Consider the following 20808-nt stretch of genomic DNA (forward strand, 5'->3'; position numbering starts at 1 on the left):
ATGGACGGGCTGCTCCTCGTACTGCGGCGCGATGTGCCCTCAGCTTGGCAGACTGTCGTACTCCGGGGAGGGTCAGGGGAAGGACGGTCGGCGTGAGTGAGCTAGTGACGGGTGAGGCGGTGGCGCTGGAGCTGCGCCCCGCGAAGCTGCCGAGCCGGGCGCTGGCCGTGTTGCTCGACCTGGTGGTGGCCGTGCTCGTCTACGTCCTTGTGATGATCGCCCTGGTGGCGTCCACGTCCGGCCTTGACGAGGCCGCGCAGACCGCGGTGTCGATCGCCGCCTTCGTCCTCGTGCCGGTGGGCGGGCCGATCGCGGTGGAGACGCTGAGCCATGGGCGTTCGCTGGGCAAGCTGGCGTGCGGGCTGCGGGTGGTGCGGGACGACGGGGGGCCGATCCGGTTCCGGCACGCGTTGGTACGGGGCGCGGTCGGTGTGGTCGAGATCCTCACGACCTTCGGGGTCGTGGCGTGCATCGCCTCGCTGGTGTCGGCACGGGGGCGGCGGCTCGGTGACGTGTTCGCGGGCACGCTCGTGGTGCGCGAGCGGGTGCCCGCCGGCCGTGCGTCCTTCGTGCCTCCGCCGCCGCCGTGGCTGGCCGGGCGGTTCTCCGCGCTCGACCTCTCGGCCGTTCCGGACGGGCTGTGGTTGGCGATCCGGCAGTACCTGACCCGGATGCACCAGCTGGATCCGCAGGTGGGCTGGACGATGGCGGAACGTCTCGCCGCGGACCTGGCGGCTCGTACGGGCGTGCCGACACCGCCCGGGGTGCCGCCGGCCGCTTATCTGGCTGCGGTGGTGCAGGAACGGCAGGCACGGGAGGCCCGGCGGGCCTCCGGCGGCTGGGGGGCTGTCGAGGCCGTCGAAGGTGGTCCGCAGGCCGGCGCCGCAGCTCAGCAGCCCTACGCCGCGCCCCAGGCCCCGGTGCCCGTGGCCCCCGTGACCCCGCAGGACCAGCAGCCGGCACCGACGCCGCCCATGCGGCCGACTCCACCCGAACCGCCGGCTCGGCCCTCCACCGGCTTCGCGCCGCCCGGGTGACCGCGGTCACCGCCGGGTCGCTGTCATGGAAACACCGACGGCGGCGACTGGAGGTCCTCCAGCTCGATGCCCGGTGCCGCCAGCACCACGTCCCCTGCGATGTGGACAGTGTGCCGCTCGCCCGTGTCCAGGGCTGTGACCTGGTATTCGTCCACGATGAGGGGGGCGTTGTCAGTGGTGTGTGCTTCTCTTCCGATCAGGGCCCAGGACTGGTCCACGGTGCGCGGGGCGAGGACCGGATCGGTGAAGGCGACGAGGCGTACGCGCGTCGCGGAGGAAGAGGGGGTGAGGCGCAGAAGACGGGCGGTGGCGACGAGGAACGCGGGGGATGCGCCGGTGAAGGCGTGGGCGCGGACATTGCCTTCGGTGGCATGGGTGCCGGTGGGGTCGGTGCGGACCCAGGTGACGCCGTCGAGGGCGGCGCCCCGCACCTGCCAGCTCGAGGCGTGGAGTTCGAGGCGGATGGGGCGGCCGAGCTCGTCGAGGGCCAGGTCGACGGAGCCTGCGTGATCGCCGGAGGGGGTGGTCAGTTGGGAGACATAGCGCCAGCCGGTGGGGCCCGGCGCGCACTGGAAGTGTTCTTCGGCGAGGAGGGTCTGGTCGTGCGGATCGTGGAGCGAATATCTGCCGCGGGGCATGAGGGTCCTGGGGCTTGACGGGGCCGGTCCGCCCAGTGGTCCGGAAGGGCCCAGTGTGTGGAAAGGGGGCAGGCCCCCGGCACGGGGGTGCGGGGGCCTGCCTTCGGACCGGGGCTCGGTCAGTAGCGGTAGTGGTCCGGCTTGTACGGGCCTTCGACCTCGACGCCGATGTACGCCGCCTGCTCGGGGCGGAGCTCGGTCAGCTTCACGCCGAGCGCGTCCAGGTGGAGACGGGCGACCTTCTCGTCGAGGTGCTTGGGCAGCACATACACGCCGGTCGGGTACGCGTCGGGCTTGGTGAACAGCTCGATCTGGGCCAGCGTCTGGTCCGCGAAGGAGTTGGACATCACGAACGAGGGGTGACCGGTGGCGTTGCCCAGGTTCAGCAGACGGCCCTCGGAGAGGACGATGATCTTCTTGCCGTCGGGGAAGGTCCAAGTGTGGACCTGCGGCTTGACCTCGTCCTTGACGATGCCGGGGACCTTGGCCAGGCCGGCCATGTCGATCTCGTTGTCGAAGTGGCCGATGTTTCCGACGATCGCCTGGTGCTTCATCCTGGCCATGTCACCGGCCATGATGATGTCCCGGTTGCCGGTCGTGGTGACGAAGATGTCGGCCTTGTCGACGACCTCGTCCAGCGTCGTGACCTGGTAGCCGTCCATCGCCGCCTGCAGCGCGCAGATCGGGTCGATCTCGGTGACGATCACGCGGGCGCCCTGACCGCGCAGGGACTCCGCGCAGCCCTTGCCCACATCGCCGTAACCGCAGACGACCGCCGTCTTGCCACCGATGAGGGTGTCCGTGGCGCGGTTGATGCCGTCGATCAGGGAGTGGCGGCAGCCGTACTTGTTGTCGAACTTCGACTTGGTGACGGCGTCGTTGACATTGATCGCCGGGAACAGGAGGGTGCCCTCGCGCTGCATCTCGTACAGGCGGTGGACACCGGTCGTGGTCTCCTCGGTCACCCCGCGGATCTCGGACGCCAGCCGGGTCCACTTCTGCGGGTCCTCACCCAGGGTGCGGGTCAGCAGCTGGAGGATGACGCGGTGCTCTTCGGACTCGGCCGTCTCGGGCGAGGGGACCTTTCCGTCCTTCTCGTACTCGACGCCCTTGTGGACCAGCAGGGTGGCGTCACCGCCGTCGTCGAGGATCATGTTCGGGCCACCGGTGGGGCTGTCCGGCCACGTCAGCGCCTGCTCCGTGCACCACCAGTACTCCTCGAGCGTCTCCCCCTTCCACGCGAAGACCGGGATGCCCTGCGGGTCGTCGGGCGTGCCGTTCGGCCCGACGGCGATGGCGGCGGCCGCGTGGTCCTGGGTGGAGAAGATGTTGCAGGACGCCCAGCGGACCTGCGCGCCGAGAGCGGCGAGGGTCTCGATGAGGACGGCGGTCTGGACGGTCATGTGCAGAGAGCCGGTGATACGGGCGCCGGCCAGGGGCTGCACCCCGGCGTACTCCCTGCGGATCGCCATCAGGCCCGGCATCTCGTGCTCGGCGAGGGTGATCTCCTTGCGGCCGAACTCGGCCAGAGAAAGGTCGGCGACCTTGAAGTCCTGTCGGTTCTCGACAGTCGTCATTGCGAGCTGCTCCTCGGGGTTGGGTCGAGGTGGGTACGGCTGGTCTGCGCGGCGGCGGGCACAGGCGTGCCCGAGGACACAGGCATGCCCACGTGCGCGCAGCGCAGTCCGTCGGAGGCCCTCTCTCCCTCGGCCGGCCCGTCCTGGACCGCCCGACCGCCATCAGCAGCGACGTCTGGCTCCGTTCCAAGCTACACCGGAGGACCCAGCCGTCCCCAGTCCGCCTCGGAAGACGTCCGATTGCCTGCGGACGGCATCACGGGAGCGGGCCGTGTGATCGGGGCCCTCACGTGGTCCGGTCGGTCCGTCACGGCTCGGCGGTGTGATCAGTGTCCGGTGCTCGGTCCCGGGCCGCCGGGCGTCGCCTCGGGGTCCGGGCCCTTGGTGGCCTCGGCCTCGCTGTAGATGTCGGGCTCGAGGTAGATGACGCGGGCGATGGGGACGGCGGCGCGGATGCGGGCCTCGGCGGCGTTGATCGCGGAGGCGACCTGGGCGGCCGTGTCGTCGTGCTGCACGGCGATCTTGGCGGCGATGAGCAGTTCCTCGGGGCCCAGGTGGAGTGTGCGCATGTGGATGAGGCCGGTGACCGTCTCGCCGTCGACGATCGCCGCCTCGATCTGCTTGACCACGTCGACGCCCGCGGCCTCGCCGAGGAGCAGGGACTTGGTCTCGGCGGCGAGGACCAGGGCGATCAGGACGAGGAGGACACCGATGCAGACGGTGCCGATGCCGTCCCAGATGCCGTCGCCGGTGAGCAGGGCGAGGCCGACGCCGCCGAGGGCGAGGACCAGACCGATGAGTGCGCCGAAGTCCTCCAGGAGGACGACCGGCAGCTCCGGGGCCTTGGCCCGGCGGATGAACTGCGCCCAGGAGAGCTTGCCGCGCAGTTCGTTGGACTCCTTTATCGCCGTGCGGAAGGAGAAGCCCTCCGCGATGATCGCGAAGATGAGGACGCCCACCGGCCAGTACCAGTTCTCCAGGGCGTGCGGGTGCCGGATCTTCTCGTAGCCCTCATAGATGGCGAACATGCCGCCGATGGAGAAGAGGACGATGGAGACGAGGAAGGCGTAGATGAACCGCTCGCGGCCGTAGCCGAACGGGTGCTGCGGGGTCGCCTCGCGCCGGGCGCGCTTGCCGCCGATCAGCAGCAGGAACTGGTTGCCGGAGTCGGCGAGCGAGTGGACGCCCTCCGCGAGCATCGACGACGAGCCGCTGAAGGCGAACGCGACGAACTTCGATGCCGCGATCGCGAGGTTGGCGCCGAGTGCCGCCACGATCGCCCTGGTGCCGCCTGACGCGCTCATGTGTTCGCGTTGTCCCTTCGTAACCGTCGCGCCCGGGACGACGTACCGTACGCCGTCCGGGGCTTTGCCCGTCCTTTGCCGGTGGGCCATTGTTGCAGCAGGCTCCGACAGCGGTGCGCCGGGCCGGGACCGTGACGGCGCCCGGCCCGGGGCCGGGCTCCGGTGTCAGGCGGCGACCGTGGCCCGGAAGACCGTGCCGGCCCCGGACACCTCGGCCTTGTCCTCCGCAGGTACGAACACCGACTCGCCGGGCGCTAGCACCTGGTCGCCCGCGCGGACGGAACCGGCCGTGCACAGCAGGATCTGCGGGGTCGCGCGCGTGAGGTCGTGCGGGGCGGCGCCCTCGGTCACCACGTACCGGGACAGGCGGAACTCGTCGATCGGGGTCTCGTAGACCTCCTCGCCGTCCGCGGAGGCCTCCGGGCGCAAAACGCCGGGGTCGCTCGCCTCGAAGCGGACGATCCGCAGCAGTTCGGGGACGTCGACGTGCTTGGGGGTCAGGCCGCAGCGCAGGACGTTGTCGGAGTTGGCCATGATCTCGACCCCGAGGCCGCTCAGGTAGGCGTGCGGGACGCCGGCGCCGAGGTAGAGGGCCTCGCCCGGCTGCAGTCGGACGTGGTTGAGCAGCATCGCGGCGATCACACCCGGGTCACCGGGGTAGTGGTGGGCGATGTCGGCGTACGGGGCGTAGGCGCCGCCGAGGCGGGCGCAGGCGGCCGCCGCCTCGGTGACCGTGTGGGTCATCTCCTCGGGGTCGGCGCTCAGCACGGCGGTGAGGACCTCGCGCAGGGCGGCGTCCTCGGGATGGGCGTGCAGCACGTCGACGTACGGCTTGAGGGAGTCGACGTCGAGTCCGGCGAGCAGGTCGGCGGCGGCGTCGGGGGCCCGGAAGCCGCACAGGCCGTCGAACTCGGTGAGGGCGCAGATCAGTTCGGGCTTGTGGTTGGCGTCCTTGTAGTTGCGGTGGGCCGCATCCACCGGGATGCCGCGGCGCTCCTCGTCGGCGTAGCCCGCCTTCGCCTGCTCCAGGTCGGGGTGGACCTGGAGGGAGAGCGGGGCGCCGGCGGCGAGGATCTTCAGCAGGAACGGCAGCCGGGGGCCGAACCGGGCGAGAGTCCGCTGTCCCAGCTCGCTCTCGGGTGCTTTGTCGATCACCTCGTTGAGCGGGCCGCGCGGGGTGCGCGACGGCGCGCCCGGGTGGGCGCCCATCCACATCTCCGCCTGCGGTTCACCGGTCGGCGCCACGCCGAGGAGCCGGGGGATGGCGGTGGTCGAACCCCAGGCGTAGGGGCGGATGGTGTTGTCGAGGCGATCCATGAGTTTTCTTCGTCTCCGTACGTACGCTCCCGGTCGGCGCCGCTCTGGACGGGTCGACCGGTGCGCGCTGGTCAGATGGTGTGAGCCTAGTGCTGTGGCCGAAAGGTCTGCGGTGGACCTCTCCGGTGACAGCGCCAGGTCAGGCCCCGAAGGCGAGCGCCACGTAAACGGCGGCGAAATCCGTGATGGCGATCAGTTCCGCGAGGGTCTCCAGCTCGTCGCCGTCCTCGGGTTCGAGTTCGCTGATCGCCGTGTCGTGGCTGAGGGCCAGGTCTCGGGCGGCGGGGGCGGCGCTCAGGCCGCCGATGGGACGGTCCCGCAGGAGTACCACGCGCGCGTGCAGGGCTTGTGCCTCCTCGACGCGGTCGCGGAAGAAGTCGTCGGGGTCGGCGCCCGCGGCGAGTGGGCCGGAGAGCAGCACGCCGTGCGCGGCGAGTGCTTCCGGCAGCTGCGCGGTGAGCGCGGGACGGCCGCCAGCTCGGCGAGCGCGGCGGTGAAGCGGCGGCCGGCGGGTGCGGCGGAGACGCCTTCCGTCCAGATCACCGGGAGCGCTTCGGCGAGTTCGGCGGCGAGGCTCTTGGCGGGGTTGCTGTAGGTGGCGATGGCCGGGCCGCAGCGTTCGGCGACCTGGTCGAGGCGGTCGGCGACCTTCTCCAGGGCGTCGGGCGGCGCGGAGAGCAGGCCGGTGCGGTCCAGGAGGGCGAGCAGCGGGGTGAGCAGGGCCCACAGGACGCCGGGCGCGGAGGCGGCGAGGGGTTCCTCCTGCTCGTACGGGGCGGTCGCCATGGGCACGAACAGGCCGTGGGCGGCGGTCACCGCCTCCGTGATCGGAGAGCGGGCGGGGGCCACGGCGACGACGGTGCAGCCGCGGCGGTAGGCCTGCTCGACCAGGATGCCGAGGCCGGGTTCGGAGCCGTCGGGTGTGGCGATGAGCAGCAGGTCGACGGGCCCGGCCCAGCCGGGCAGCTCCCAGCGCAGGGCGCCGGCGGCGGGGGCGACGCCGGTGGGGTGGATGCGGACGACCGGGCAGGCGGCGCCGGCGAGGGTGCCGAGCAGTTCGGCGACGCCCACGGAGGCGGTGCCGGGGCCCGCGATGAGCACGGCTCGGGGCGGCCGTCGGGCCTCAGGTCGTTGACCCCCGCCTCGGTGGCGAACCGCACGGCCGTGCGGACCCGGGCACCTGCCTCGGCGGCGCCCCGGAGCAGTCCGCGTCGGTCGGCGCGCGCCAGCGCCTCGGGGTCGTCGAGCAGCGATTCGTCGAGCATGGGCGGCAGCCTCCGATCGCCGGGTGCGTCAGGCGGGGCGGCGGGCTTCGTCGACGAGCAGGACCGGGATGCCGTCCCGGACGGGGTAGGCGAGGCCGCAGTCCTGGCCGGTGCAGACCAGCTCGCTCTCCTCCTCCTTGAGCGGTGCGTGGCACGCCGGGCAGGCGAGGATCTCGAGGAGTCCGGCTTCGAGCGGCATGACGGGTCCCTTCGGGCTGGTGCGCTTGGCCTGGTCAGACTACCGCTGCGGGCGGCGGCATGCGGGGGTTGGCCGGGGCGGGCGCTGCCGTGCGCCCGCCCCGCCCGGCGCGGCGTGTGGTGGGGCGTCAGGCGCGGATGATCTCCAGTGCCTCGTCCCGGATCTTCGCCATGGTCGCCTCGTCCCTCGCCTCGGCGTTCAGGCGCAGGAGCGGTTCGGTGTTGGACGGGCGGACGTTGAACCACCAGTCGGCGGAGGAGACGGTCAGGCCGTCCAGCTCGTCCAGTTCGATGCCCTCGCGGCCCTCGTAGGCGGCCTTGATGGCGGCGAGGCGGCCCTTCTGGTCGTCGACCGTGGAGTTGATCTCGCCGGAGCCCGCATAGCGGTCGTACTCGGCCACGAGCTGGGAGAGCGGGCCCTCCTGGCCGCCGAGGGCCGCGAGGACGTGGAGCGCGGCGAGCATGCCCGTGTCGGCGTTCCAGAAGTCCTTGAAGTAGTAGTGCGCGGAGTGCTCGCCGCCGAAGATGGCGCCGGTGCGGGCCATCTCGGCCTTGATGAAGGAGTGGCCGACGCGGGTGCGGACCGGCGTGCCGCCGTTCTCCCGGACGACCTCGGGCACCGACCAGGAGGTGATCAGGTTGTGGATGACCGCGCCCTTGCCGCCGTGCTTGGCCAGTTCCCGGGCTGCGACCAGCGCGGTGATCGCGGACGGGGTGACCGGGTCGCCGTGCTCGTCGACGACGAAGCAGCGGTCCGCGTCGCCGTCGAAGGCGATGCCGATGTCGGCGCCCTCTTCGCGCACCCGCTTCTGCAGGTCGACGATGTTCTTCGGGTCGAGCGGGTTGGCCTCGTGGTTCGGGAAGGTGCCGTCCAGCTCGAAGTACATGGGAACCAGGTCGACGGGCAGCCCGGCGAGGACGGTCGGCACGGTGTGGCCGCCCATGCCGTTGCCGGCGTCCACGACGACCTTCAGTCGGCGGATGGAGGTCAGGTCGGCGAGCGAGCGCAGGTACGCCGCGTAGTCGTCCAGCGTGTCGCGCTGGGTGATCGTGCCCGGCGTCTCCACGGGCTGCGGCGCCTCCCCGTCCAGCCACTCCTCGACCAGAGCGCGGATCTCGGCGAGGCCCGTGTCCTGGCCGACGGGCGCGGCGCCCGCGCGGCACATCTTGATGCCGTTGTACTTCGCCGGGTTGTGCGAGGCGGTGAACATGGCGCCCGGCAGGTTCAGCGCGCCCGACGCGTAGTACAGCTGGTCCGTCGAGCACAGGCCGATCTCGGTGACGTCCGCACCGCGTCCGGCGGCTCCACGCGCGAAGGCGTCCGCCAGGCCCGGGGAGGAGGGCCGCATGTCGTGGCCGATCACGATCGCGTCCGCACCGGTCACCTGGGCGAAAGCCGCGCCGAACAGCTCGGCCAGCGTCTCGTCCCACTGGTCCGGGACCACCCCGCGTACGTCGTACGCCTTCACGATCTGCGACAGATCAGCAGCCACGGCCAACCCTCCTGAGTTCTCAACGATGCCCCCAAATTACCTGCTGGAGCCGGTGCCCAGCCGCGGGCCCCCGGGGTCCGCCCAACAGTTCGAACGGAGTTCATACCGGATATCACCGGCACGCAGGTACGCGGAACCGCACCTGACAGGGGCAGGGAGTGCGATCAGGGGGTGCAAAGGAGGGGTGACGAGGAGGGGTGGACGCTCAGTTGTCGGGTGAGCGCAGGACGCGCAGATGGCCGCGGCGTGCGACCTCCATCGGGTCGGCCGTACGGGCGCTGCCGCCGCCGCCCGCCTCGGCCGTGCGCTGGTGCGGGCGGGCCGCCTCGCGGACCGCGTTGGCCAGCGCCTCGAGGTCGTCGCCGCTCGGGCGCGTGGGGGCCGATCCGTCCAGCAGCCGGACGACCTCCCAGCCGCGCGGCGCGGTCAGCCGCTCGGAGTGCTCGGCGCACAGGTCGTAGCAGTGGGGTTCGGCGTAGGTGGCGAGCGGGCCGAGGACCGCGGTCGAGTCGGCGTAGACGTACGTCAGCGTCGCGACGGCGGGTCGGCCGCAAGCGGTGCGCGAACAGCGACGTACAGGGCTCACGACGTTGGACGGTACCGCACTCTTGAGCGGGCCGCGACGACTCTCCCCCAGGTCACTCCACCGTGTCGTGCTGTGAAACACCCCACACCCCCTTTCGGGGCCGCTTGGCTGACCTGCGCGGACAGCCCATGACGAGATACCGGACAGCTCTGAAAGCGGTCACCACTTGGTACAAACCTCGTCAAAGTTCATGAGCTCGACGGTCCCGGAGGGATACGGAATCGAGCCCAAGCTTGGCTGGAATGGTCATCCGGCGACATGCCGTGTGGCCTCCGCTCGCCCGGGGCCGGACCGTCCGGGGCGAGTCGGCCGGACGGGCGCGGCCGAAGCGGCGTGGGTTCGCGTGGGGCCGAGCGTGGCGTCCCGGCGGGGACTACGCTTCTTTCAGTGATGGACACCCCCGTACCGCCCCGCGCCGCCGCACCCGCGCCCCGCCGCCGTGACCGCCACGGCCGAGGCATGCGCGGCCCCGTCGCACCGCCCCAGGTGCCGCTCTCCGCGAGCCGCGCCGAGGTGTTCGCGGATCTGGTGCAGGACTCCGTGGAGCGCCTGGAGCGGCGCTGGCCGCAACTCGCCGACATCGACTTCCTGGTTCTGGAGGTGCCGCGCCTGGACGGCCCCGGCGCGGGCTGGAGCGACGAGGCCGTACCTCTGGGAGGCACCGTCCCGGCCCGCGACGGCCGCCACGCGCGCGTGGTGGTCTACCGGCGCCCGGTCGAGATCCGGACCAAGGGCCGCGACGAGCGTGCCGCCCTGGTCCACGAGGTGGTCGTGGAGCAGGTGGCGGAGCTGTTGGGTCTGACACCGGAGACGGTGGATCCGCGCTACGGCGAGGACTGAGCCCCGCACCCTCACGGATCCTTCCGCACCCTCACGGATCCTTCCGTCACTTCTCCAGCAGCACCGACAGGTCCTGTCGTGTCTCCGGCACGGCCACCGTGCCCCGGTCGTCCGGCAGGGTCTGCACCGTGAACGCCGACAGCCCCTCGATGGTCGTCTGGAGGGTGCGGGAGGCGTAGACGGGGCCGCCGGAGAGCGTCTCCACGGTGAGCGCGTAGGTGCCCTTCAGGCCGCTCGGCACGGGCACCTCCACGTCCTGTGTCGTGCCACCCTTGATCGTGTACTGCTTCGTCACGGCCGTGCCGCCCTCGCTGCCCGCGGACGCGGTGACCTTGACGGTGGCTGTGGCGCCCGGTGCTGCCAGCGCGAGCGTGGTGCCCTTGGAGCTGTTGTCGGCGACCGACGCACGCGAGCCGACCGGCGCGGTGGCCGGGATGAACGCCGACTCCTGCCCGCCGCCCTTGCCCCGCACCACGCGCAGCGCGGCGACCACCGGGACCGGGGTGTCGCTGGGCGTCAGCACCAGGGAGCCGGCCTCGCCGCGCGTGATGCCGCCGAGGTCCACCGCGGTGGTCATGCCGGCCTTCACGTGCACCGTCTCGTTCCCGGCCGGGGTGATCTCCCCGGAGGGCGAGGCGAGGCGCACCTTGAGGTCGGCGTCGGAGTCACCGGGCGTGAAGACGACCAGACGCACGTCGGTGGCGTCCTTGGGGATGCCGGGCAGCACCAGGGACCCCGCCGGGTCCGTGGAGGCGGGCAGCCAGTCGCCGCCCAGCTTGTCGTCCAGGGCCTGCACGGCGGCGCCGACCCGGCCGCTGCGGACACTGACGTGGACCGTGAGGTCGCTCTCCTTCGCTGCGGTGAGCGTGGACAGCAGAACCGGTTCGCTGGAGTGCGGCTGGACGGTGATGCCCTCGCCGACCGCCGACTTCAGGTTGCCGTCCTTGCCGTACAGCTCGATGTCGACGACCGCGGCGGAGTCGTCGGGGTTGGTCAGGTGCACGTAGTCGGTGCGCGAGGCGGCGGTGCTGGCGCCCGGGAACCAGAACTCGGTGTCGGGTGCGGTGCAGTTGACGCCGAGCAAGCCGCGCCCGGAGCCGGCGGCGACCGCGGTGGTCTCCTGGACCGTCCAGCCGGGCGCGAACCTGCCCGTGGCGGTGCCGATCAGCGCGGGCGTGTCGGCGCCCGAGCCGTCCCCGGTGGCCGGGGTGCCGGGCTGCTTGGGGGTCACTGTCGGCGCGTCGGACTGCTTCTTGCCCTTGCCCTTGCCCGCCTTGCCGCTCTTGCCGGTGTCCGTGCTGTCCGCCGACTGCTCGGCGGCCGCGGTCAGTTGGGCCTTGCCGCTGCCGCCGGTGCCCTGCGCGACCGGCGTGAAGGACGTGTACGAGGTGTCGGCGATGTCCGAGTTGCTCGGCTGGGGACACAGCAGCCGGGTCTGCTCCACCGGCAGCCGTGCGGCCGCCTTCGGGGTGTCGCTGCCGGAGGCGGCCGGCGCGCCGAGTGCCGCGAATCCGGTGACGGCGGCGAGCGCGGTCGCGCCGACGATCAAAGACAGGGTCGTACGGTTCACTGCTGGCTCCCGTCGGGGCGCTCACTGTCGGTGCCGTGCGCCGGGTCGTACGGCGCGGCGTAGCCCTGGGTGTACGTCGGGTCGTACGGCGCCGTGTTGCCGTACCCGTACGGGTCGTACTGGGCGCCCTGATAAGGGTCGGCCTGGTACTGCTGCTGCTCGTAGGCGCCCGGCGCGTACTGCTGGGGGACGCCCTGGTAGTGCTCGCCGCCGTAGGAGCCGTACTCGGTGTCCGCGTAGCCCGTCGTGTCCCACTCCCCGTACGCCGGCTGGTGCGGGACGGCGGCGGGGGGCTCCTGCGGAGGGGCGGGCGGGGTGTCGGCGTCCTGGGCGGGCTCTTCCGCCTCGGCCTGCGCCCGCAGCCGGCGGGCGCGACGGCCCTCGCCGGTGGTGTCCTGGGCGGGCACCACCCGCTCCTCGGGGAGGTCGTCGTCGACGTCACGGCGGCGCCCGGGCAGGGCGAGCACCACCAGGACGACGGCGAGCGCGCCCTGTGCCCACAGCCAGGCGGTGTGGCCGAACGGGGTGTCGTAGGTGACGTCCAGCCTGCCGCCCGATGCGGGCAGTTTGAAGCCCTGGGCCCAGCCGTCCACGGTGGTGGCGGTGAGCGGCTTGCCGTCCAGGGTGGCGGTCCAGTCCCGGTCGGCGGTGTCGGCGATCCGCAGGATGCGGCCCTCGCCGCCCGAGGGGATCGTGGCGTGGATCTCCACGGGCCCGGCCGCGACGGGCTGCGGCGCGCCCGTGCCGCCGACGATCGCGGCGCGGGAGACCTCGTGGTCGACGCGCCACAGGGCGCTGCCGTCCTGCTGGCTGAGCCGGGTCAGGCCGGGTGTGGCGTCCAGGATGCGGCTGATGTCGCGGGGCGCGCCCTTGCGGACGAGGACGTAGCGCACGGCGAAGCCGCCGAGTTCGTCGGCCTGGTCGGCGCCGGAACCCGCGACGAGGTTGGCGACGACCTTGTCGAGCTGCTTGTTCTCGCCGTCCTCGGCGGCGAGTTCGCCGTCGCCCAGGCGGGCGCCGGAGCCGCGGACCAGGGTGTAGCCCACGCGCACGGTGGATTCGCCGTCGAGGACGAGAGTGCGGGCCTGGTCACTGGTGCCGCTCTCCTCGGCGACGAACGCGGGCACCTGCACGGGGTCGCGCCGCTCCAGCGGCCCGTCCGCGCCGCGGATCATCCACCCGGCGGCGATGAGCAGTGGCCCGGCCGCGGACGCGAACGCGATGAGCGCGGCGACGGGCTGGCGCCAGCCGAAGCTCTGCTCGGCCACGCGAGCACGTGCGCCGTCCGCACCGACCGCCGCGGCGGCCAGCAGCGCGAGGCCGTAGGCGAGGGTCGCTGGTCCGGCCCAGGCGGAGCGGTTGGACAGGACCGCGAAGACGAGCGCCACCAGGGCGGCCGCCCACGCCGTCCAGACGGCGGCCTGGCGCTCGCCGCGCATCAGGGCGGCCAGCGCGGCGAGGACGACGCCGATGAGCATGAGCCCGCTGACCGTCCCCGGTCCGCCCGGGCTGGCGCCGAGCAGGTCCGAGGCGGAGGCCGCACTCGCGCCGTACGCCAGACCGGCCTCCTTGAAGAAGCCGAACGGCAGCAGCGACAGCGACCAGGGGGCGAGCAGCAGCAGCGGGGTGCCGACCTGGGCGAGGAAGCGCAGACCGTAGGCGACGATGTCGTCGCGGCGCACGACGAGCAGCGCGACGCCCAGGACCACGGCGATCGGCCACACGATCGGGGTGAACGCGGTGGTGATCGTCAGCAGGAGTGCGTAGGCCCAGGTGGCGCGCCAGCTGCCACGCGCACCGGAGGCGTGGGCGAGACCGCTGGCCGCGATGCCCGCGCGCGCGATGAGCGGCAGCAGGACCGCGAGGGCCGCGGTGCCGATGCGGCCGCCGGCGAGGGCGCCGGTGGCGGCGGGCAGGAAGGCGTAGGCGACGGACGCCCACGCGCGCAGCAGCCGCGACTCGACGAGGGGACGCGAGGCGAAGTACGCGGTGAACCCGGCGAGCGGCACCGAGCAGACGAGCAGCACCGTGACCGCGAGACCGGTGGAGCCGAGCAGCACCGAGGCGAGCAGGGCGACGAGTGCCAGATAGGGCGGCGCGGAATGCGTACCGCCGGCGCCCACCGGATGCCAGGCGTCGAGATAGCGCGACCACAGCTCGGAGGAGTCGGCGGGCGCGGGCAGCAGCGCGCCGCCCGCGAGCGCGCCGCCGCCGAGCAGCGCGCGGCAGGCGACGAGCGAGACGAGCAGGAGGACGCCGAAGAGCACCGGTCCGGGCTTGCGGGCGATGCGCTTGAGTCGGGCGAACTGTTCGACCTCCAGGAAGTCGGCGTCGTCGCCTCCGGGTCCGGACTCCAGGCCGCCGCCGTGCCGGCCGGCCGAGGACACCTCGGGGTCGGAGCGGCCCACCAGGTTGCTCGCGACCTGTTCGACGGTGGCCCGGACGGTCGCTCCGGGTGGCGGGAACAACGCGCGCAGCTCGCCCTTGTCGACCTGCGGGCGGCCGCGCCTGCGGCGCCCGGCGATGATCCGCTCGGGCCGCAGCAGTGTCCCCAGCAGGCCGCGGATCTCGTCGAGGGCCTGCCCGGGCACCTTGCCGACGAGGTACGCCACCGTGCGTAGCAGGGTGCCGAGCACCAGACGGAGCAAGATCCAGGGCAGCTGTGCGGAACGGGCGTTGACGAGGAGGGTATAGACGGCGCCCGCCTTGTCGACCTTGTGCGGGGAGGCCGCGGTGCGGCCCACGCAGTCGACGGTGCGGCGCTCGCGGGAGGCCGCCTCGGCGTGTCGTACGACCGCGTCGGGGGCGACGAGGACGCGGTGGCCGGCGGCCTGGGCGCGCCAGCACAGGTCGACGTCGTCACGCATCAGGGGCAGGTTCCGGTCGAATCCGCCGAGCTGATCGAAGACATCACGCCGGATCAGCATGCCGGCGGTGGACACGGACAGTACCGGGCGGATGTGGTCGTGCTGGCCCTGGTCCTGTTCACGGCGGTCCAGGCCGGTCCAGCGACGGCCGGAGTTGGCGATGGTGACGCCGACCTCGAGCAGCTGCCGGCGGTCGTACCAGCCGCGGAGCTTCGGGCCGACGACGGCGACCTCGCGACCCAGCTCGGCCTCGTGCTCCACGACGCGCAACAGCTCGGCCAGTGCGCCCGGTTCGGGGGCGCAGTCGTCGTGCAGGAGCCACAGCCACTGCACCGGCTCGCCGTACGGCAGCTCGGGCATGTCGTAGGCCTCGTCCCGCCAGGTGCGGGTCACGGGGTCCCAGCCGCTGGGGCGCTTGAGGTACGGCAGGTCGTCCGGGGTCGGTACGGGCGCGGAGCGGTTCGCCTCCTCGACGGCCTGGCCGAAACCGGTGCGCCGGGCCAGGTGCAGGACGCGGTCGGGGCCGAGGGCGTCGGTGAGCAGCTGGGCGGAGTCGTCAGCGCTGCCGGTGTCGGCCGCCACGGCGTTCTGCACGGGGCGCTCCTGGCCGAGCAGCCCTGCGAGCGCGTCGGGCAGCCAGCGGGCGCCGTCGTGGGCGACGAGCACCGCGGTGACCACGTGACGCGGGAACTCTGGTGGAGACGGGTCGTGTTGGACCGCCGTATGGCTGTGCACGGACATCGAGGTACGGGCCCCGGTTCGTTGGACTGCGGTGGACGCCTGTGCCCCGGGGGGCAGCGGGACGTCTCGGACGGAGGCCCACACTAACGGCTGGACAAGATCACGGCCCGCCGCCTGTGGACAACCCACCTGCGACGGGCCATTCGTTACGAAAGGATGTGCGGCTTTTCGCCGCTCGCCGGGCGAGCCGGCCGCCACACCCGCGTGCGACTGCTTTACGACGTCCTGAACGACTCTTTTCGGGCAGTGTCGACGGTGACCACGGCGACGTCAGACGGCGGCCTTCTTCAGACGGCGGCGCTCACGCTCGGACAGGCCGCCCCAGATGCCGAACCGCTCGTCGTTGGCGAGCGCGTACTCGAGGCACTCGGAGCGAACCTCGCAGGCGAGGCAGACCTTCTTGGCCTCGCGGGTGGAGCCGCCCTTCTCGGGAAAGAAGGACTCGGGGTCGGTCTGGGCGCACAGCGCGCGCTCCTGCCAGCCGAGTTCCTCGTCCGCGTCGTCGACCAGCAGTTGCTGCACCAGCTCGGTCATGTGCGCCCCTCGTCTGTCTTTCGCGTCCCCGTGATGTAGCCGTTACCGAATCCGGCTGAACGACACGAGTGAAATTACAAGTGTGCCGATCCGGGCCAGTCAAGCCGAGATCTGCTATTGGGCCCCTTATTCACTCTGCGGAACCAAGGCTATGCGGAAAGTGTTCAAATCGGCATAAACCCTGACAGCCTGTGGGGGCCCAGGTGGCCCTGTCACCCCTCACCGAGAAGGACGCCCAGCAGTTCGATCTCGTTCCGACACGCACGCCGAAGCGAACCGGATCACATTCGGATCACGAGATCGCAACGACGTCCACGCGCCCGGCGGTGCGCCATGTGTCCCCCCGACCGCGCTGAACAAACCTTTCCTCTGCAGGATGAACCGGATGAGGTGAAACAGCTCCCACATGGCGGACGTCAAGTTGACAGGGGAAGGTGTGAACCGATGTGCTAGTGGGCATGCTCGCGAACTCGGCACTCACCCAGACCCGCACCGCCGGGTCCCACGGTGCTGCCCGCGCTCGCTGTAGCTGTTGCTGTTCCGGCTGTTGAGCCTTCCCCCGCGCTCCGGCCGCTCCCGGGTCCACATGGCCCGGCTGCAGTTCCCTCCGCCCGCACCAGGGCTCGCGTCATGCCCGTGACCCGGGTGGACGACACGCGACACCCCACCCCCCGCACTCTCCCGCCGAGGAACCACCGCATCCATGAACAGCGACAGCGACCTCCAGATCGCCGGCGACATCCTGGAAGTACCGCACCTGCTTCAGCCGCCACGCGAGCACCCGGTCACCGTGGCCGAGTTCGCCGGGCTCGCCCGCTCCATCGCCGCCGACCGCTCCCGGTGGGAGGACCTGGTCCGGTACGACGCGACCTCCCGCTGGTACCACCGGCTGCAGACCGGACCCGGCTACGAGGTGTGGCTGCTGTCCTGGGTTCCCGGGCAGGGCAGCGGGCTGCACGATCACGGGCGCTCCTCGGGCGTACTGACCGTCCTGCACGGCGCACTCACGGAGCGCACGGAGCGCGGCACGCGCGCACTGCGCACGGGGGCGCAGCGCGTGTTCGCGCCCGGCTACGTACACGAAGTGGTGAACGACGCGCTGGAACCGGCGGTCAGCCTGCACGTCTACTTCCCCGGGCTGACGGAGATGCCGATGCACACCAGGGCGTGCACGGCGGAGCGCGGCACGGTGGACACGGTCACGGCCTGAGAGCCCCCGGAAGGAAGAAGAGGAGCCCCGGCGGAAGGGGAGCCCGGCGGCGGCCGGGACCCGCCCGGTGCCGGGCGGCGTCGCGGGTGTCACCGCCGGGTCACGCGTTGTCGCAGGCGCCTGCAAGACTGCATCCATGCGCATTGTGGTTCTGGCAGGCGGCATCGGCGGTGCTCGGTTTCTGCGGGGTCTGAAGCGGGCCGTGCCCGACGCGGAGATCACCGTCATCGGCAACACCGGCGACGACATCCACCTCTTCGGGCTGAAGGTCTGCCCGGACCTCGACACGGTGATGTACACGCTCGGCGGCGGCATCAACGAGGAACAGGGCTGGGGCCGGGCCGACGAGACCTTCCATCTCAAGGAGGAACTCGCGGCGTACGGCGTCGGGCCGGAGTGGTTCGGGCTCGGTGACCGCGACTTCGCCACGCACATCGTGCGGACCCAGATGCTGGGCGCGGGCTACCCGCTGAGCGCGGTGACGGAGGCGCTGTGCGACCGCTGGAAGCCGGGGGTCCGGCTCATCCCCATGTCGGACGACCGCGTCGAGACCCATGTCGCCGTCACCCTGCCCGACAGCGGCCCAGCCGCGGGCTCGGGCGAGCGCAAGGCGATCCACTTCCAGGAGTACTGGGTGCGGCTGCGCGCCTCCGTCCCGGCCGAGGCGGTCGTGCCGGTCGGCGCCGAGCAGGCGAAACCCGCGCCGGGTGTCCTGGAGGCGATCGCCGAGGCGGACGTGATCCTCTTCCCGCCGTCCAACCCCGTCGTCTCCATCGGCACGATCCTCGCGGTCCCCGGCATCCGGGAGGCCATCGCGGACGCCGGGGTCCCGGTGGTGGGACTGTCCCCCATCATCGGTGACGCTCCGGTGCGCGGGATGGCCGACAAGGTGCTCGCCGCGGTCGGCGTGGAGTCCACGGCCGCGGCGGTGGCCGAGCACTACGGCTCGGGGCTGCTGGACGGCTGGCTCGTCGACACGGTCGACGCGGCCGCCGTGGAGCGCGTGGAGACGGCGGGCATCCGCTGCCGCGCGGTACCGCTGATGATGACGGACCTGGAGGCGACGGCGCGGATGGCCCGGGAGGCCCTCGCGCTGGCGGAGGAGGTGCGGGGGGCTTGAGCGGCGGGCTTTCCATGGATGCCGGGGCCGGTGGCGGGACTCCCGTCGCGGCGCCCGCCTACCGGGTCTGGGCGCTTGCGGGGCTGCCGGAGATCCGTCAGGGCGACGACCTCGCCAAGGTGATCGCCGCGGCCGAGCCGGGGCTCGTCGACGGCGACGTCCTGCTCGTCACCTCCAAGATCGTCTCGAAGGCGGAGGGACGCGTCGTCCGGGCGGACGACCGGGAGGCCGCCATCGACGCGGAGACCGTGCGGGTCGTGGCCCGACGCGGTCCGCTCAGGATCGTGGAGAACCGGCAGGGCCTGGTGATGGCCGCCGCCGGTGTCGACGCCTCCAACACCCCGGCGGGCACCGTGCTGTTGCTGCCCGAGGATCCCGACGCGTCCGCGCGCGCCATCCGCGAGGGCCTGCGGGACACGCTCGGCGTGGAGGTCGGCGTGATCGTCACGGACACCTTCGGGCGGCCCTGGCGCACCGGGCTCACCGACGTCGCCATCGGGGCCGCGGGCGTACGGGTCCTCGACGACCTGCGCGGCGGCACGGACGCGCACGGCAACCGTTGAGCGCGACCGTCGTCGCCACCGCCGACGAGCTGGCGGCCGCGGGCGACCTGGTCAAGGGCAAGGCAGCCGGGCTGCCCGTCGCGGTGGTCCGCGGGCTGCCGCACGTGGTGACCGGTGACCACGGCGACGGCGCGCGGGCGATGGTGCGCGGTGCGCGCGACGACATGTTCCGGCTGGGCACGTCCGAGGCGGTACGGGAGGCGGTGGTCCAGCGGCGTACGGTGCGCGCGTTCACCGACGAGCCCGTCGACCCCGGTGCCGTGCGCCGTGCGGTGGCCGCCGCCGTGACGGCTCCTGCGCCGCACCACACCACACCGTGGCGGTTCGTGCTGCTGGAGTCCGAGGAGTCGCGGACGCGGCTGCTCGACGCGATGCGGGACGCGTGGATCGCCGACCTGCGCCGGGACGGGAAGACCGAGGAGTCCATCGCCAAGCGCGTCCGGCGCGGCGACGTGCTGCGCAACGCGCCGTACCTCGTCGTGCCGTGCATGGTCATGGACGGCTCCCACACCTACGGCGACGTGCGGCGGGACGCCGCCGAGCGGGAGATGTTCGTGGTCGCTACGGGCGCGGGCGTGCAGAACCTCCTCGTCGCGCTCGCCGGGGAGCGGCTAGGCTCGGCGTGGGTGTCCTCGACGATGTTCTGCCGGGACGTCGTGCGCGAGGTGCTGGAACTGCCGGCGAACTGGGAACCGATGGGCGCCGTGGCGGTGGGGCATCCGGCTGAGGAACCGAAGCCGCGGCCGCAGCGGGATGCGGGGGCGTTCATCGAGGTGCGGTGAGCGGGGGCGCAGCCGCAAGGCGCCCGGAGCCGGGCACGCGCCCCCTACCCTCGTAGGACGACAACCGGAACCCTCGTGGGACCACGCCCAGAACCCTCGTAGGACGCAACCCGAACACCACGACACCCACCAGGACCTCATCCGTGGCCGGACGATTCGCTCCCCGCCCCACCCCCACGACCGCGCGCGGTGGGCATGTCGTCGTGCCCGCGGGTGTGCCGCGGCCGGCCGCGGCACCCGGACGGCAGCGGACCTGGACCCCGCCCGGACCACTGGACCTGGGCCTGGTGCTCGGGCCGCTGCGGCGAGGGCCCGCCGATCCCACCTTCCGGGCGACGCCCGACGGCTCGGTGTGGCGGGCCAGCCGTACGCCTCTCGGTCCGGGCACGCTGCGGGTCGCGCTCCGGGATGGGGTCGCCGAGGCGGAGGCCTGGGGGCCCGGTGCGGAGTGGCTGCTGGACCAACTGCCGGAACTGCTGGGCTCGTTGGACGATCCCGACGCCTTCGAGCCACGGCACCGACTGGTCGCGCTGGCACGGCACCGCCGGCCGGGACTGCGGCTCACCCGGACCGGCCTGGTCCTGGAGTCGCTGATTCCGTCGATCCTGGAGCAGAAGGTCACGACGGACGAGGCCTACCGGGCGTGGCGGCTGCTCGTACGGAAGTTCGGGGAACCGGCGCCGGGACCCGCGCCGGGGCGGATGCATGTGATGCCGGCGCCGCGGACGTGGGCGCTCATTCCGTCCTGGGACTGGCACAGGGCCGGGGTCGACAACAAGCGGGCGTCGACGATCCTGCGGGCCGTGCGGGTCGCCGCCCGGCTGGAGCAGGCGGTGGGGATGGAGCCGGCCGAGGCGCAGGCGCGGCTCGAGGTGGTGCCCGGCATCGGGCCGTGGACCTCGGCGGAGACCGTGCAGCGCAGTCACGGGGCGGCGGACTCGGTGACCGTCGGGGACCTGCATCTGCCCGGGATCGTCGGATACGCGCTGGCCGGGGACCGGGACGCGGACGACTCCGTGATGCTGTCGTTGCTTCAGCCGTACGCCGGCCAGCGGCACCGGGCGGCACGGCTGATCCTGTTGAGCGGGTGTGCGCCGCCGCGGCGCGCCCCGCGGATGCGGCGGGGCGACATCGGGCGGTTGTAGCACGACGCCGGGTGCCCACAT

General features: G+C 72.5%; 16 protein-coding genes and 2 pseudogenes (1 of these 18 only partly in view). 6 read left to right on the top strand and 12 right to left on the bottom strand.

The features are described 5' to 3' along the window. A protein-coding gene (locus tag N8I84_RS16590; protein WP_263230256.1) for a stage II sporulation protein M crosses the window boundary here: on the bottom strand, nt 1-2 show a 2-nt sliver of it. 1006 nt of this gene lie to the left of the window's left edge; a 2-nt sliver of its 1008-nt coding sequence is all that appears in the window; its start codon straddles the left edge of the window (only 2 of its three bases are visible, at nt 1-2); its stop codon lies off the left edge, out of view. A gap of 90 nt (nt 3-92) precedes the next feature. Here N8I84_RS16590 and N8I84_RS16595 point away from each other — a divergent pair, with 90 nt between their 5' ends. After that, nucleotides 93-1037 (top strand): RDD family protein, encoded by a 945-nt coding sequence (locus tag N8I84_RS16595; protein WP_263230257.1) that lies wholly within the window; start codon nt 93-95, stop codon nt 1035-1037. Between the two features lie 23 nt (nt 1038-1060). On the opposite strand, the gene N8I84_RS16600 is transcribed toward N8I84_RS16595, so the two are convergent. The 8 genes and pseudogenes from N8I84_RS16600 to N8I84_RS16635 form a co-directional block, all read right to left on the bottom strand. Next, nucleotides 1061-1675, bottom strand: coding sequence for a hypothetical protein (locus N8I84_RS16600; protein ID WP_263230258.1), 615 nt, complete (start codon nt 1673-1675; stop codon nt 1061-1063). A 119-nt stretch (nt 1676-1794) separates the two neighbouring features. After that, nucleotides 1795-3252: an adenosylhomocysteinase gene (gene ahcY / locus N8I84_RS16605; RefSeq protein ID WP_263230259.1), complete on the bottom strand. Its 1458-nt coding sequence runs from the start codon at nt 3250-3252 to the stop codon at nt 1795-1797. Nucleotides 3253-3578: 326 nt separating this feature from the next. Beyond that, complete coding sequence (locus N8I84_RS16610) at nt 3579-4556, bottom strand: cation diffusion facilitator family transporter (protein ID WP_263230260.1); 978 nt, start codon at nt 4554-4556, stop codon at nt 3579-3581. A 165-nt stretch (nt 4557-4721) separates the two neighbouring features. Next, nucleotides 4722-5873 (bottom strand): mannose-6-phosphate isomerase, class I, encoded by a 1152-nt coding sequence (gene manA / locus N8I84_RS16615; RefSeq protein WP_263230261.1) that lies wholly within the window; start codon nt 5871-5873, stop codon nt 4722-4724. 139 nt (nt 5874-6012) lie between these two features. Further along, nucleotides 6013-7138, bottom strand: a pseudogene (locus N8I84_RS16620) (SIS domain-containing protein). A gap of 28 nt (nt 7139-7166) precedes the next feature. Then, entirely contained in the window at nt 7167-7337 is a 171-nt protein-coding gene (locus tag N8I84_RS16625) for a Trm112 family protein (RefSeq protein ID WP_079102319.1), read from the bottom strand. Nucleotides 7338-7464: 127 nt separating this feature from the next. Beyond that, nucleotides 7465-8829, bottom strand: coding sequence for a phosphomannomutase/phosphoglucomutase (locus N8I84_RS16630; protein ID WP_263230262.1), 1365 nt, complete (start codon nt 8827-8829; stop codon nt 7465-7467). A gap of 205 nt (nt 8830-9034) precedes the next feature. Further along, complete coding sequence (locus N8I84_RS16635; protein ID WP_263234783.1) at nt 9035-9466, bottom strand: DUF3499 domain-containing protein; 432 nt, start codon at nt 9464-9466, stop codon at nt 9035-9037. Between the two features lie 339 nt (nt 9467-9805). Here N8I84_RS16635 and N8I84_RS16640 point away from each other — a divergent pair, with 339 nt between their 5' ends. Next, on the top strand, nt 9806-10255 hold the full coding sequence (locus tag N8I84_RS16640; protein WP_263230263.1) for a metallopeptidase family protein: 450 nt from the start codon (nt 9806-9808) through the stop codon (nt 10253-10255). Nucleotides 10256-10301: 46 nt separating this feature from the next. On the opposite strand, the gene N8I84_RS16645 is transcribed toward N8I84_RS16640, so the two are convergent. From N8I84_RS16645 to N8I84_RS16655, 3 genes are all read right to left on the bottom strand, one after another. Next, nucleotides 10302-11825 carry a DUF5719 family protein gene (locus tag N8I84_RS16645; RefSeq protein ID WP_263230264.1) on the bottom strand — a complete coding sequence of 508 codons (1524 nt, stop codon included), beginning with the start codon at nt 11823-11825 and terminating at the stop codon, nt 10302-10304. Then, the gene (locus tag N8I84_RS16650; RefSeq protein WP_263230265.1) at nt 11822-15433 is read right to left on the bottom strand and encodes a glycosyltransferase family 2 protein; all 3612 of its coding nucleotides are present in this window, start codon (nt 15431-15433) and stop codon (nt 11822-11824) included. The genes N8I84_RS16645 and N8I84_RS16650 overlap by 4 nt, the downstream gene beginning before the upstream one ends. A 270-nt stretch (nt 15434-15703) precedes the next feature. After that, complete coding sequence (locus N8I84_RS16655; protein WP_003975777.1) at nt 15704-15967, bottom strand: WhiB family transcriptional regulator; 264 nt, start codon at nt 15965-15967, stop codon at nt 15704-15706. 703 nt (nt 15968-16670) lie between these two features. On the opposite strand from N8I84_RS16655, the gene N8I84_RS16660 reads away from it, so the two are divergent. The 4 genes and pseudogenes from N8I84_RS16660 (at nt 16671) to N8I84_RS16675 (ending at nt 20787) form a co-directional block, all read left to right on the top strand. Continuing rightward, nucleotides 16671-17177 (top strand): cysteine dioxygenase, encoded by a 507-nt coding sequence (locus tag N8I84_RS16660; RefSeq protein ID WP_263230266.1) that lies wholly within the window; start codon nt 16671-16673, stop codon nt 17175-17177. A gap of 136 nt (nt 17178-17313) precedes the next feature. Beyond that, complete coding sequence (gene cofD / locus N8I84_RS16665; protein WP_263230267.1) at nt 17314-18297, top strand: 2-phospho-L-lactate transferase; 984 nt, start codon at nt 17314-17316, stop codon at nt 18295-18297. A 14-nt stretch (nt 18298-18311) separates the two neighbouring features. Further along, nucleotides 18312-19642 (top strand): annotated as a pseudogene (locus N8I84_RS16670) (coenzyme F420-0:L-glutamate ligase). A 143-nt stretch (nt 19643-19785) separates the two neighbouring features. Beyond that, entirely contained in the window at nt 19786-20787 is a 1002-nt protein-coding gene (locus N8I84_RS16675) for a DNA-3-methyladenine glycosylase family protein (protein ID WP_263230268.1), read from the top strand. Nucleotides 20788-20808 lie beyond the last annotated feature (21 nt).

The organism is Streptomyces cynarae, from assembly GCF_025642135.1.
Classification (GTDB): domain Bacteria; phylum Actinomycetota; class Actinomycetes; order Streptomycetales; family Streptomycetaceae; genus Streptomyces; species Streptomyces cynarae.

What these genes read in the sequence shown, in the direction of transcription:
- manA (WP_263230261.1), bottom strand. Translation starts at nt 5,873, where the DNA reads ATGGATCGCCTCGACAACACCATCCGCCCCTACGCCTGGGGTTCGACC.
- N8I84_RS16655 (WP_003975777.1), bottom strand. Translation starts at nt 15,967, where the DNA reads ATGACCGAGCTGGTGCAGCAACTGCTGGTCGACGACGCGGACGAGGAA.
- N8I84_RS16660 (WP_263230266.1), top strand. Translation starts at nt 16,671, where the DNA reads ATGAACAGCGACAGCGACCTCCAGATCGCCGGCGACATCCTGGAAGTA.
- N8I84_RS16640 (WP_263230263.1), top strand. Translation starts at nt 9,806, where the DNA reads ATGGACACCCCCGTACCGCCCCGCGCCGCCGCACCCGCGCCCCGCCGC.
- N8I84_RS16650 (WP_263230265.1), bottom strand. Translation starts at nt 15,433, where the DNA reads ATGTCCGTGCACAGCCATACGGCGGTCCAACACGACCCGTCTCCACCA.
- cofD (WP_263230267.1), top strand. Translation starts at nt 17,314, where the DNA reads ATGCGCATTGTGGTTCTGGCAGGCGGCATCGGCGGTGCTCGGTTTCTG.
- ahcY (WP_263230259.1), bottom strand. Translation starts at nt 3,252, where the DNA reads ATGACGACTGTCGAGAACCGACAGGACTTCAAGGTCGCCGACCTTTCT.
- N8I84_RS16610 (WP_263230260.1), bottom strand. Translation starts at nt 4,556, where the DNA reads ATGAGCGCGTCAGGCGGCACCAGGGCGATCGTGGCGGCACTCGGCGCC.
- N8I84_RS16625 (WP_079102319.1), bottom strand. Translation starts at nt 7,337, where the DNA reads ATGCCGCTCGAAGCCGGACTCCTCGAGATCCTCGCCTGCCCGGCGTGC.
- N8I84_RS16600 (WP_263230258.1), bottom strand. Translation starts at nt 1,675, where the DNA reads ATGCCCCGCGGCAGATATTCGCTCCACGATCCGCACGACCAGACCCTC.